Raw genomic sequence first — 13,016 nt, forward strand, 5'->3', positions numbered from 1 at the left:
GAGGAAACCATGACCGATCTTTCAGACGACGTCGTTCTCTCCGTCGAAAACCTCTCGATCGATTTCCGGCTGCGCACCCACATTCTGCACGCCGTCGAAAATGTCAGCTTCGAGCTGAAGCGCGGCCAGACGCTCTGCCTCGTCGGCGAAAGCGGCTCCGGTAAGAGCGTCACCGCCCGCTCGCTCCTGCAGATCGTCGACAGCCCCGGCAGCATCATTTCCGGCCGCATCCTGCTCAACAACGGCGACGGGATCACCGATATCGCCGCCTTGAAGCCGTCGGATCGGGCGATGCGCGCCATCCGCGGCCGCCGCATCGGCCTGATCTTCCAGGAGCCGATGAGCTCGCTGTCACCGGTGCATACCATCGGTTCGCAGATCACCGAGGCCGTGCGCCTCCACAGCAATCTCGATCAGCGTGCCGCCCGCGAAAGGACCATCGAACTGCTGCGTCAGGTCGAAATTCCGAACCCGGACAAGATGGCCGACCGCTACACCTTCGAATTCTCCGGCGGCATGCGCCAACGCGCCATGATCGCCATGGCGCTCGCCGGCAATCCCGACATTCTCATCGCCGACGAACCGACGACGGCGCTCGACGTCACCACCCAGGCCGAAATCCTCGACCTCATCAAGCGCCTGCAGGTCGAGCGCGGCATGGCCATGCTGCTCATCACCCATGACATGGGGATCGTCGCGGAAGTGGCCGACGACGTCGCCGTCATGCGCTTCGGCCGCATCGTCGAGCGCGGACCGGTCGATGCGATCTACCACGCCGCCGAACATCCCTATACCCGCCAACTGCTCGCCTCGACGGTCAAGCTGACCCAACATGTCGAAGGGCGGCTGCCCGCCGTGGCACTATCGCCGCAGGCGCCGCAGCCGATCCTGTCCGTCCGCAACCTTGGCAAGATCTACGGCTGGCACGGCAAATCAAATACGCTGCGCGCCGTCGACGACGCCAGCTTCGATCTTTATCCCGGCGAAAACCTCGGCATCGTCGGCGAAAGCGGCTCCGGCAAGACGACGCTCGGCCGGCTCATTCTGCGCACCGTCGAGCCGACATCGGGCACCATCAGCTATCGTGGCAGGGACGGCGGTGAGATCGACGTCACCAAGCTGACGAAACGCGAGCTCCGCACCTTCCACCGCGAGGTCCGCCTGGTTTTCCAGGATCCCTTCGCGTCGCTCAATCCGCGCATGACCGTCAAGGAGGTGATCGGCGATCCGCTTGTTGTCAACGGGCTGGCCAAGGGCAAGGCGCTGGAGGACCGCGTCGCCGAGCTGATGCGCCTCGTCGGCCTCGATCCGATGGGCATGGAGCGTTATCCGCATGCCTTCTCCGGCGGCCAGCGCCAGCGCATCGGCATCGCCCGCGCCCTCGCGCTCGATCCGCGCATCATCATCGCCGACGAGGCGACGTCCGCTCTCGACGTCTCGATCCGCAGCCAGATCCTCGACCTGCTGCTCGATATCCGCCAGCGGTTGAACCTGAGCTTCATCTTCATCTCCCACGACATTTCGGTCGTGCGTTATTTCTGCGATCGCGTCGCTGTCATGCATCGCGGCAAAATCGTCGAACTTGGCGAGGCCGAACAGATCTGCACCGCTCCCGAGGAGGCCTATACCAAGAGCCTCATATCAGCCGTTCCCAATCCCGACCCCCGCGACAAGCGCATGCTGCACCGGCATCGTTTCGTCGCGCCTGCCAATATCTAAGGACGATCCCGTGCCGAAATTTTCCGCCAACCTTTCCTTCCTCTACCAGGACCTGCCCTTTCTCGACCGCTTCACGGCAGCCGCAAAGGACGGCTTCGGCGCCCTCGAATATCTCGGCCCCTATGCCGAGCCCAAGGAGAAGGTCGCCGAGACGTTGAAAGCGAGTGGCCTGAAACAGGCGCTCTTCAACGTGCCATCAGGCGACTGGGCCGGCGGCGAGCGCGGCATTGCCTGCCTGCCGGACCGCGTAGAGGAGTTCCGCAACGGGGTCGCACAGGCGCTCGACTATGCCGCAGCGCTCGATTGCCCACAGGTGAATGTCATCTCCGGGCTGGTGCCGAAGGGTGCGGACCTCCAAACGCTGGAAACGGTGCTGGTCGACAATCTGAAATATGCTGCAAAGCGTTGTGCCGACGTCGGCGTCAAGCTGCTGGTCGAGCCGATCAACCTGCGCGATATTCCCGGCTTCTTCCTGTCGACCACCGCTGATGCCGAACGCATTCTCGACCGGGTCGGCTCGGACAATCTCTACATCCAGTATGATTTCTACCACATGCAGATCATGCAGGGCGACCTGATCCCCACCTTCATCCGGCTGAAGGAGAAGATCGCCCATGTCCAGATCGCCGACAATCCCGGCCGCAACGAACCCGGCACCGGCGAGATCAATTACGGCTTCACCCTCTCCGAGCTCGACCGCCTCGGCTACGACGGCTGGGTGGGTTGCGAGTACAAGCCGAAATCCGGCACCAGCGAAGGCCTCGGCTGGATGAACCCCTATCTGAAGTCAGCGAGGACAGCATGAACATCGGATTTATCGGACTGGGCGTCATGGGCCGCCCGATGGCGGAACACCTGATCGACGCTGGCCACACACTGCACCTGAGCCGCGTGAAGGAAGTCTCGCAGCATCTTGTCGACAAGGGCGGCAAAGCCGCCGCAAGCGCCAAGACGGTGGCGCAAGCCTCCGACATCGTCATCCTGATGCTGCCGGATACACCAGATGTCGAGGCGGTTCTATTCGGCGAAGAAGGCGTTGCGTCGGGGCTTACGGAAGGCAAGCTGGTTATCGACATGAGCTCGATCTCGCCGGTCGCCACCAAGACTTTCGCCAAGCGCATCGAAGCGCTCGGCTGCGAGTATCTCGATGCCCCCGTTTCCGGCGGTGAGGTCGGCGCCAAGGCAGCCTCGCTGACGATCATGGTCGGCGGCAATGAGCAGATTTTCGAACGCGCCAAGCCGCTTTTCGAGAAGATGGGTAAGAACATCACTCATGTCGGCGGCAGCGGCGACGGGCAGACGGCCAAGGTCGCCAACCAGATTATCGTCGGCCTGACGATCGAGGCGGTTGCCGAAGCGCTGCTCTTTGCCAGGAAGGCCGGCGCGGATCCTGCCAAGGTGCGCGCAGCACTGATGGGCGGCTTTGCCGCCTCGCGCATCCTCGAAGTGCATGGCGAGCGCATGGTCAAGGAGACCTTCGAGCCAGGCTTTCGCATCCGCCTGCACCGCAAGGACATGACGCTTGCCGTCGATGCCGCCCGCGCACTCGATCTGTCGCTGCCGAACACGGCCGCCACGCAACAGTTGATGAATGCCGCGATCGCCAACGGCGACGGCGAACGCGACCATTCCGCCCTCATCCGCACCCTGGAACTCCTCGCCGGAGGACCGCGCTAGATCAACGCTTTTTAGAATAACCGGACGACATCTTCGATTGCCGACTGCCGGAGCTTTCTTTCCGGACGGCGAAGCTATGTCCGGACATCGATAGAGAAGGACAGGACAATGCTGAACAACGATATCCAACTGCCCTACGGCGCCGTCTATTTCCGCAAGTCGAACCCACCTCGCGAAGACTGGGAGCGCGACTACGCGACCGCCGGGCAAGACGGCCTCAACATCTTCCGCCACTGGTTCATGTGGAGCGCGATCGAAACCGCCCCCGGCGTCTACGACTGGGAAGAATATGACCGTCAAATGGACCTTGCCGCCGCAAACGGCATCAAGACCGTTATCGCCGAGTTGATCCATGCCGTGCCCGACTGGGCGGTGCGCAAATACGCTCATGCATTGCAGGTCAACGCCGACGGCAGCAAACTCGGTTCTTATATGGGTGTGTCGTCGGCGACCGGCGGCTTCTCCAACAATGGCGGCGGCGCCGGCGCCCTGACGCTAAACTGCCCCGAAGTGAAGGAAGCAGCGGGCAAGTTCCTGACCGCGCTCGCCACCCGCTACAAGGATCATCCGGCGATCTATGGCTACGACGTCTGGAACGAGTGCAACTATTCCGCCGATGTCGATTACAGCCCCTATGCCAAGGCTGCCTTTCGCAAATGGCTCGAAAAGAAATACGGCAGCCTTAAGGTTCTGGCCAAGGCCTGGTACCGCTACAGCTATGTCGAATGGGACGATATCGAGCCGCCAGTGCACATGGCGCCCTACCCCGAATGCATCGACTGGCTGCAGTTCAAGCGCGACAATTTCTATGATCAGATGCAATGGCGCATCGACACGATCCGCGCCGTCGACCAGAAGAACACCATCGTTGCCCACGGCATATCCGGCGCAATTCCCAACATGGCGGCCAACGGCTGCGACGACTGGCTCGCCGCCTCCAAGGTCGAGGTTTACGGCTTCACCTGGATCCAGGCCCGCAAGGGCTCGGAAGCCTGGAAGAACTGGTACGGCGTCGACATCAACCGCGCCGCCGCCCGCGGCAAACCCTTCTGGCATGCCGAACGCCAGGGTGGCCCGCTCTGGCTGCAGCCGCAGGTGATCGGCCGCGACAAGGAGGATGGCCGCGTCGCCGAGCCCGAGGATATCCGGCTCTGGAGCATGACCTCGCTTGCCGGCGGCGCCCGCGGCGTGATCAATCTGCGCTGGCGCCCGCTGCTCGACGGTCCACTCTTCGGTGCTTTCGGCTCCTACGGCATGGACGGCTCGCGCACGCCGCGCTCGGACATGGCAAGCGCCATGGCGAAATGGGCAAATGACAAGGCCCAGGCTCCCCTCTGGGAGGCAAAGCCGGTGCGCGGCGAAGTCGGCATCCTCGTCGTTCGCGAAACGCAGGAGTTCGATTACCTCCTGAACCACGACCGCAAGGAGAAACCCTATCCCGAAGCCATGTGGGGGGCCTATCGGGCCTTCCTCGAAAATGGCGTGCAGCCGGACTGGGTGCATATCGACGACATCGCGGCCTATGATTTCCTCTATTTCCCATACCCGATCATGTTCACCGCTGAACAGGCCAAACGCCTGAAAGCCTGGGTCGAAAACGGCGGCACGCTGATTGCAGAAGCATGCCCCGGCTATTTCGGCGACCGTGGCCATGTCGGCACCGTGCAGCCGAACATGGGCCTCGACGAGGTCTTCGGCGCGCGCGAGGAGGAGGTCGAATTCATGCCCGATATCGGCGACCGCATTCATTTCGATCTCGACGGCGCAACTGCCGACGGTGGCGGCTTCCTGCAGTCTTATCGGCTGACCGGCGGAACGGGACGCGGCCACTTCGCCGACGGCCGTCTTGCCGTCGTCGAAAATGCCTATGGCAAGGGCCGCACGCTGCTGATCGGCACCAATCCCTCCGTTGCCTATTACCGCACGCAAGGGAAGACGAACGGCGCTTTCTTCATTGAGCTATTGAGATGGAGTGGGAAGAAGCACCACGTGACGTTGTCGAATGCCGCACTCTTCGCCCGTATCCACAAGGGGGAAAAAGGCAGCTTCCTCTGGCTCGTCAATCCGACGAGAACGGCGCAGAAGACCGAGGTGACGCTGGCCCGAGGAGCGCTTGCGCAAAGCCAGGCAGTCTGGCCGATCGACCATATCGGCAATAGTGGCATCGAGGTGCCGCCGCGCGATGTGCTGATCCTGCCGCTCGATAGCTGAAACTTCAGGATGCGGATGAACTGGCGCCTTCGGCAAAGGCATCAAGCTCGGGATCGAAATCGACCTCGACGACATTGTTGAAGACGGCGGTCGCCAGCATGATGCCGGAAAAGGCGACGAGATCGACAAGCACCTTGGTCTCGTAGCGCTCTTTCAGCTTCGCCCAGAGTTCGGCGGGAACAGCGTTGGAATCGGCGACGATCGCCTTGCCGAAGGCGTCGAGCAGCGCTTCCTCGTCTGAAAACTCCAGCGCATCGGGATTGAACCCCTTGTTGATCAGCGCCCGGCGAAAGAAGGTGATGGCGATCTTCGATTTCGCCGCCTTCGAGATCGCATGCGAGAAAACCCAGATCGCCCGGTCGTTGATCGCGGGATCGAGTTCGGCGCGCAGCGTGAACCACTCGGCATAGATGCGGTGAGCCGCCGGCGAGTGCAGCAGTGTCCGCTTCATGTTGGTCATCCGGCCGCGCAGCCTGACTTCCTCGTCATGCGCCGCACGAACCTCTTCCGAAGCGGTGTCATAGTCGATTTGCGGGAGGTGGCTCATCGGGTCCGTTCTTTCCTTTGTGCGCAGAAGCTATCGGGCCGAGACGTTATGCGGCTGCGCAGCGGCAAATCCGCTTGGCCGCCGCCCGGCTCAAGCCTAGACTGATCAAATCGAAGCTGGAGGCAAGGCATGAGCGACGATCACGAGCATCACCATGTCGACTGGCGGGAACATGGCGTCAAGGTCATCCCCGGTAATTCGCTCGATCCGAACACTGCGCAGACGCCGGGCATGAACCGCGCGACCGCGATCAACAATGCGCGCGCCGGCGCCGAAAAGATCTGGGCCGGCACGGTGACGATCCATGCCAACGCCAAGACCGGCGCCCATCACCATGGCGATCTCGAAAGCATCATCTACGTGGTCAAGGGCAAGGCCCGCATGCGCTGGGGCGAGCATCTGGAATATACCGCGGAGGCTGGCCCAGGCGACTTCATCTATGTTCCGCCCTATGTGCCGCATCAGGAAATCAACGCCAGCCGCGACGAGACGCTGGAATGCGTTCTCGTCCGCTCAGGCCAGGAACCGGTCGTCGTCAACCTCGACATCGAGCCGGTCGAAAAGCCGGAGGACGTCGCGTGGATCGACCCGATCCATCGCTAGAGCAATTCACCTTCGAGTAAGCGGCTGACATCCTCAGCCGCCGAACGCTCTGCCAAGATCATCGCAAAGAATCGTCGCAGACCGCTTTAGGCGTGGACGGCGCCTGCGCTGTTCATAACAGGGTTCTCGATGATCCGGCCGGTATCGGCGGCATAAAGGTGGATCTGGTCGTAATCGATCGCGATACCGATCGGATCGCCCGACTTCACCTTCACGGCCTCAGTCAGCGCCACGGCAAAGGGCAGCCCATCGAAATCAGCGTGGACGATGCGGCTTGCGCCGAGCTCTTCGATGAAATCGGCCGTTGCGACAAGGGCACCCGGCGCATCCGGGGCCACCAGCCGGGCGGCCTCGGCCCGCATGCCGAGCACGACGCGTTTGCCTTTCAGCGGTGCGGCGCGCTCGCGCGGCAGCGCGACCTTGCGGCTTTGATCGTAGACGAAGACGCCCTCGTCATTGATCGTGCCCTCGAGCAGGTTCATCGCCGGCGTGCCGACGAAGCCCGCGACGAAGCGCGAGACCGGATGATGATAGACCTCTTCGGGCGTGCCGACCTGCTCCACCCTGCCGCCGTTCATCACCACCAGCCGGTCGGCCAGCGTCATCGCTTCGGTCTGGTCATGCGTGACGAAGATCGAAGTGGCGCCAAGGCGGCGGTGCAGGCGGCGGATTTCGGCGCGCATGGCAATGCGCAGCTTGGCGTCGAGGTTCGACAACGGCTCGTCGAAGAGAAACACCTTCGGTTCGCGGATCATCGCGCGGCCCATGGCGACGCGCTGGCGCTGACCGCCGGAAAGAGCGGCGGGCCGGCGTTCGAGGAAGGGTTCGAGGCTGAGCGCCTTGGCGACCTCGCCGATACGCCGCTGACGCTCCGCCTTCGAGACGCCGGCCACCTTCAATGCGTAGCCGATATTCTCGGCAACGCTCATATGCGGATAAAGCGCATAGTTCTGGAACACCATGGCGCAGCCGCGCTCGCGCGGCTCCAGCTGGTTGACGACGCGGCCGTCAATGGCGATTTCACCGCCGGTGATTTCCTCGAGGCCAGCGATCATGCGCAGCAGTGTGGACTTGCCGCAGCCGGATGGGCCAAGGATGACGATGAACTCGCCCGACTGAATGTCGAGATCGACGCCGTGAACGACGGGGGTCTTGCCGTAGTTTTTCTTCACGCCACGAATGGAGATCGGTGCCAAGGGAGTACTCCTTCACTTCTCGGTGGAGATAAGGCCGCGTACGAACCAGCGCTGCATCAGAATGACGAGGATCAATGGCGGCGACATGATGATCAGGGTTCCGGCCATGGCGACGTTCCAGTCGGGCAGGCCGAATTCGGACGGGATGAGGGTCTTGAGCTGCGTCACGGCGATGCCGAAATTCGGATCGGTGGTGATCAGCAGCGGCCAGAGATACTGGTTCCAGGCCCAGACGAACATGATGGTGAAGAGCGCGATCATATTTGGCCGCGAGAGCGGCAGCAGAATGTCCCAGAAAAACCGGACCGGGCCCGATCCGTCCATCTTCGAGGCCTCGGCCAGCTCGTCGGGAACCGTCAGGTAGAACTGCCGGTATAGGAAGGTGCCGGTCGCGGTTGCGACCAGCGGCAGAACGAGACCGGGATAGGAATTCAGCAGGCCCCATTCGAGCTTGATCTGGACGCCGGTGATCTGCGCAACGAGCCAGCTTATCCCGGTGACGTCGAGGATCGTCTGGAAAGGCTGCAGCGCGTTGGCCGCAATCGAATAGGTCGGCACGATGCGGACTTCCAGCGGCAGCATCAGCGTGATGAAGATGATCCAGAAAATCACATACCGGCCGCGAAAGCGGAAGTAGACGATCGAGAAGGCTGCCATCGAGGAAAGGATGACCTTGCCGGCGCCGACGGTCGCGGCGAAGATGATGCTGTGGAACAGCTTGTTGCCGAGATCGGCGCGAACCCAGGCGGTCTCAGCGTTTTCCCAGAAATGCGAGCCCGGTATCAGCGGCAGCGGCACGCGATTGACCGTCTCCAGATCAAGCGTCGAGGCGATGATGACGATGGCGAAAGGCAGAAGCGCGATCACCATGCCGAGCGCGAGAAGCGTATAGCAGATGAAGTTGAATATCGGCGTGCGTTCGATCATGTCCGCGACCTCACTTGTAGTGCACGCGCCGCTCGATGAAGCGGAACTGGAAGATGGTGAGAAGAACAACGAGCACCATCAGGATGATGGACTGCGCTGCAGCGCCCGAATAGTCGAGACCTCTGAAGCCGTCGAAATAGATCTTGTAGACCATGAGTTCGGTGGCGCGCGCCGGGCCGCCCTGCGTCATGACGTCGACGATACCGAAGGAATCCTGGAAGCTCTCGGTGATGTTGATGACGAGCAGGAAGAACAGCGTCGGCGTCAGCAGCGGCAGCTGGATATCCCAGATACGGCGCATCGGCCCCGAGCCGTCCATGGCGGCGGCCTCGATCAGCGAGCGCGGAATACCTTGCAGCGCCGAGAGAAAGAAGATGAAGTTGTAGCCGATATATTTCCAGGAGAAGGCGACGATGACCGCGATCATCGCGTCCTTGCCGTCGAGTGCCGGGTTCCAGAGGCCGGGCCAGACATGGTTGATGACGGATAGAAGGCCGGCTTCCGGCGCCAGGATGAAGCGGAAGGCGAGGCCGAGAGCGGGAGCGGCAATCGCGTAAGGCCAGATGAAGACCGACCGGTAGACTTTGTGGCCACGCAGCTCACGATCCGTCAAAAGCGCCAGGATCAGCGCTAGACCCATGGCAATGGCCGTCGAGCTGAAGCCGAAGATCATGCTGCGGGTGATCGAGTCCCAATAAACAGGATCGGTGAGCAGCTGTCTGAAATTGTCGAAACCGACCCAGGCATTACCGCCGCCCCATGGCTGCTCGAGCGTGAACGCCCAATACAGCGCCTGCGCGCTCGGCCAGTAGAAGAAGACGAAGATCAGCAACAGCATCGGAAATGCGAAGAGCAGTCCGATCGTCGTCGAGGAGAAAGTGACGCGCTTTTCCATGAGTGGCCGTTTTCGTCCTGGTTTGGTTTAAAGCATGTCGCGCAAAACTGTGCAGCAGTTTTGCTGTAGCGACATGCGTAAAAATATAGATCTAAAGCGCCAGGAGCGAACCTGAAAGATTGCGGCGCGCTTTAGGCGCGGGCGGCGAGCTCGCATCCGCGGCCGACTAAAGAACTTACAAAGACGCACCCGGCACGCAAAACGCGGGCCGGGTGCGGCTCATATCAGCCGATCAGGGGAGCTGAACGTTCTTGTAGGTCTGCTGGAAGCGACGCAGGAGTGTATTGCCGCGTTCGGCAGCACTGTCGAGCGAAGCCTGGACATCGGCATTGTTGACGAAGATTGCCTGCAGACCATTGGCGATTTCGGTGCGGACCTGCAGCAGGCCACCGAGGCGGATGCCCTGCGGAGCCGCATCGCCAGCCGGAGAAGCGGTCAGGCTCTGAATGGCGAGTTCGCGGCCGGCATAAGGCGCCTTGCCGTAGAAGCCCTGCTTATTCAGATATTCGAAACCGGAGTTGCGAACCGGGATGTAGCCGGTAACGGTCGACCAGGTAAGAGCTTCTTCCGGCTTTGCGATGAAGTTGAAGAAGGCGGCAGCAGCCTTGTATTCGGCATCGGAGTGACCCTGCAGAACCCAGAGCGAAGCGCCGCCGACATAAGAGCTGTGACGGGTTGCGTCGCCGTAGGTCGGGAGCATGGCAACGTCCCAGTTCATGCCTTGCTTGGCGGTGCGGCCAACGTTGCCGTGGTCGCCGACGGAGGTCAGTATGACCTGGCAATCGCCAGCGGCGAAGGCTTCGACGAAGGTCTGGCCGACAGCCTTGTTCTTGATGACGACCAGCTTGTCGTCGTACCAGGACTTGAGGTCCTTGATGTAGCTGACGAGAAGCGGGTTCTTGTTGAACACCAGCTCGGCGTCGAGACCTTCAAAGCCGTTCTTCTTCGTGGCGATCGCTTCGCCGTTGACGGCTTCGAACTGCTCGATGTATTGCCACACTTCATTGTTGGAGATGTCAAAGCCGAGCGGGCAAGCATAGCCTGCATCCTTCAGAGCCTTGAGGTCTTCGCCTGCTTCCTTCCAGGTCGCCGGAGCATGATCCTTGCCGATCTTGGCGAAGGCGTCCTTGTTCCAATAGAGAAGAGCGGTCGAGGAGTTGAAGGGGAAGGAGTACATCTCGCCCTTCGATGTCGCGTAGTAGCCGGAGATACCGGAGAAGTAGTCCTTCCAGTCGACGGTGTAGCCCATGTCGGCCATCAGCTTGTTGGCCGGGTAGTAGGCGCCGGAGAGCATGATGTCGAGGGTGCCAGCGTCGGAGACCTGGGCGATGGTCGGCTGCTTGCCGGCGCGGAAGGCAGCAATGGTGTTCTGCAGGGACGCGTCGTAGCTGCCCTGGCTGGTGCAGACGACTTCGTAGTCGGCCTGCGACTGGTTGAAGCGATCGCACTGCTCCTGGACACGCTTTGCGATGTCACCGGAATTGCCGAACCAGAAGTCAATCTTGGTCTTATCGGCGGCGGCAGCGGGACCAGCAAGAAACGCTGTAGCGAGAAGGGCGCCAACGGCGCCGAGAAGCTTGGCTTGCATGAGAACCTCGAACGTAAAAGGACGCGCACTTTCAGCGCACGCCCTATTAGCTGGTTCAAATTGCCGCCGCCAATGAATATTACATGACATGAAATGTTCCAATTCTAGTTGTCACAAAACAGTCATACAATCATTATTCGCAACATTTCGAGAAATATTTAGAGGAACTTAGCCGACATCTCAAATGTATTTGAAATACTATATATCTACATTAAAACAAACGCAATTTTGGAAGGCGTTTAATGTTTAATTATATTGGAAAAAAGCGCCGTTATTCGTGCGTCCAGCTGGAACGAAACTTGCAAAAACAGCCGCATTTTGCCGTTGCACTGCTGTGCAACGCTCGGTTTCAGCCTCAAAATCAAAGGGAATCCTTCAAAATTGCAGCAAAACGCGGATCGAATGCACGGCTGATCGGTCCCGCGGCAGCCCCGAGCGCCACAGACCAGGGATCGGCCATGCCGGGCTGCAGGCGCGGCAGCGTCCGGCCACGACGTTCGGCGATCGAAGGCAGCAACGGGCCGATTGCCGCAATCAACCTGTTCACCAGCGCTTCCGGCGCGCTGCCGCAGAGGATCACCGTCTGCGGATCGAACAGCGTCTCGATGAGATGGATGCTCCAGCGCAGGTCCACAGCGGCCGCCTCGACCCAGACGTCGATGCTTTGATCGCCTCTCAGGGCAAGATCGTTGATATGTGCGTGCAGATGAGGATCGGCGGGATCGACCGATAGATGCTGATAGAGCGAGGCGAGCGAGGCGCGATGTTCAAGCGGCGTCGATTTGCCGTCGGCAAACAGCAGCGCCATGCCGATCTCGCCGGCATTGCCGTTGGTGCCGCGGTAGAGTTCGCCGTTCAGAATGAGGCCGGCGCCGATGCCATAGCCGACAAAGAGGCAGACGGCATGGTCGAGGCCATGGGCAGCCCCCACCATGCGCTCGGCGGTCGCTGCCGCCGCCGCATCGTTCTGCAGGCCGACATCGAGCCCGGTGCCGGCGGTCAGCGTTTCCAACAACGGAAATTTCTGCCAGGCCTCCATCATCCACGGATCATCGCCGCTGCCGGCAACTCCGAAAGGCCCGGGCATGGCGGCGCCGAGGCCGACCAGCCGCTTTTCCGACTGCTGGACGATCCCGGCGAGCTTTGAGCGTATGCCGGCGACGAGGTCGAGAATGACCTTCGTCCCGTTCAACGGACCTCCGGGCGGGAGGCCGGCCTCATCACGCACGAGAACGCTGCCGACGAGATCGACGGCGACCGCCCGCGTCACATGCCGGTCGATCTGCAGGCCGATCGCAAAGGCGCCTTCGGGCACGAGACGATAGGGTGTCGATGGCTGCCCCCTGCCCCTCCTCACCGCCTCTTGCGAACTGACGAGACCGTCGCGCTCGAGTTCATCGATGATATTGGACACTGTCTGCTTGGTCAGCCGCGTCGCCCGCGCCAGATCGGCGCGGGAAAGCGCACCGTTGACCCTGAGGGCATCGATCATCACGCGCCGGTTATGCGCGCTGGTGCCTTCGTGATTGGTGCCGCTCTTGGCCCGGATCGGGCGGCTGTCATTCATGTGCAATTCCCTCTTGACTCCAATAGAATGTTGAAGAAGTAATAAGTCAAGACACTTGACTTAATAAGGAACCGGAGAGTTCCAGG

At 61.2% G+C, this 13,016-nt stretch carries 11 protein-coding genes; 5 read left to right on the forward strand and 6 right to left on the reverse strand.

Going from position 1 to position 13,016, the window contains the following annotated elements; translation table 11 throughout:
- Positions 1 to 9 precede the first annotated feature (9 nt).
- The 4 genes from G9X67_RS09520 (at position 10) to G9X67_RS09535 (ending at position 5,607) form a co-directional block, all read left to right on the forward strand.
- Entirely contained in the window at positions 10 to 1,719 is a 1,710-nt protein-coding gene (locus G9X67_RS09520; protein ID WP_138330165.1) for an ABC transporter ATP-binding protein, read from the forward strand.
- A gap of 10 nt (positions 1,720 to 1,729) precedes the next feature.
- A complete protein-coding gene (gene otnI, locus G9X67_RS09525) occupies positions 1,730 to 2,524 on the forward strand; it encodes a 2-oxo-tetronate isomerase (protein ID WP_138330164.1) in 795 nt (264 codons plus the stop codon).
- A complete protein-coding gene (locus G9X67_RS09530; protein WP_171598557.1) occupies positions 2,521 to 3,396 on the forward strand; it encodes a 2-hydroxy-3-oxopropionate reductase in 876 nt (291 codons plus the stop codon). The genes otnI and G9X67_RS09530 overlap by 4 nt, the downstream gene beginning before the upstream one ends.
- A gap of 108 nt (positions 3,397 to 3,504) precedes the next feature.
- On the forward strand, positions 3,505 to 5,607 hold the full coding sequence (locus tag G9X67_RS09535; protein WP_171598558.1) for a beta-galactosidase: 2,103 nt from the start codon (positions 3,505 to 3,507) through the stop codon (positions 5,605 to 5,607).
- Between the two features lie 4 nt (positions 5,608 to 5,611).
- Here the strand turns inward: G9X67_RS09535 and G9X67_RS09540 are convergent, their stop codons facing one another.
- The gene (locus G9X67_RS09540) at positions 5,612 to 6,154 is read right to left on the reverse strand and encodes a hypothetical protein (protein ID WP_138330161.1); all 543 of its coding nucleotides are present in this window, start codon (positions 6,152 to 6,154) and stop codon (positions 5,612 to 5,614) included.
- 129 nt (positions 6,155 to 6,283) lie between these two features.
- Between G9X67_RS09540 and G9X67_RS09545 the strand changes: the two genes are divergently transcribed.
- Entirely contained in the window at positions 6,284 to 6,757 is a 474-nt protein-coding gene (locus G9X67_RS09545; protein ID WP_027683319.1) for a cupin domain-containing protein, read from the forward strand.
- 86 nt (positions 6,758 to 6,843) lie between these two features.
- On the opposite strand, the gene G9X67_RS09550 is transcribed toward G9X67_RS09545, so the two are convergent.
- The 5 genes from G9X67_RS09550 to G9X67_RS09570 all read right to left on the reverse strand — a co-directional run bounded on the left by G9X67_RS09550 (position 6,844) and on the right by G9X67_RS09570 (position 12,930).
- A complete protein-coding gene (locus G9X67_RS09550; RefSeq protein ID WP_064652204.1) occupies positions 6,844 to 7,953 on the reverse strand; it encodes a sn-glycerol-3-phosphate import ATP-binding protein UgpC in 1,110 nt (369 codons plus the stop codon).
- Positions 7,954 to 7,965: 12 nt separating this feature from the next.
- The gene (locus tag G9X67_RS09555; RefSeq protein WP_138330160.1) at positions 7,966 to 8,880 is read right to left on the reverse strand and encodes an ABC transporter permease subunit; all 915 of its coding nucleotides are present in this window, start codon (positions 8,878 to 8,880) and stop codon (positions 7,966 to 7,968) included.
- A gap of 10 nt (positions 8,881 to 8,890) precedes the next feature.
- Positions 8,891 to 9,775: a sugar ABC transporter permease gene (locus G9X67_RS09560; protein ID WP_072637366.1), complete on the reverse strand. Its 885-nt coding sequence runs from the start codon at positions 9,773 to 9,775 to the stop codon at positions 8,891 to 8,893.
- A gap of 232 nt (positions 9,776 to 10,007) precedes the next feature.
- On the reverse strand, positions 10,008 to 11,363 hold the full coding sequence (locus G9X67_RS09565) for an extracellular solute-binding protein (RefSeq protein WP_138330159.1): 1,356 nt from the start codon (positions 11,361 to 11,363) through the stop codon (positions 10,008 to 10,010).
- A 361-nt stretch (positions 11,364 to 11,724) separates the two neighbouring features.
- Positions 11,725 to 12,930, reverse strand: coding sequence for an ROK family transcriptional regulator (locus G9X67_RS09570; protein ID WP_171598559.1), 1,206 nt, complete (start codon positions 12,928 to 12,930; stop codon positions 11,725 to 11,727).
- Positions 12,931 to 13,016 lie beyond the last annotated feature (86 nt).

It is taken from the genome of Rhizobium sp. WYCCWR 11152, assembly GCF_013087615.1.
GTDB classification, from domain to species: Bacteria; Pseudomonadota; Alphaproteobacteria; order Rhizobiales; family Rhizobiaceae; genus Rhizobium; species Rhizobium indicum.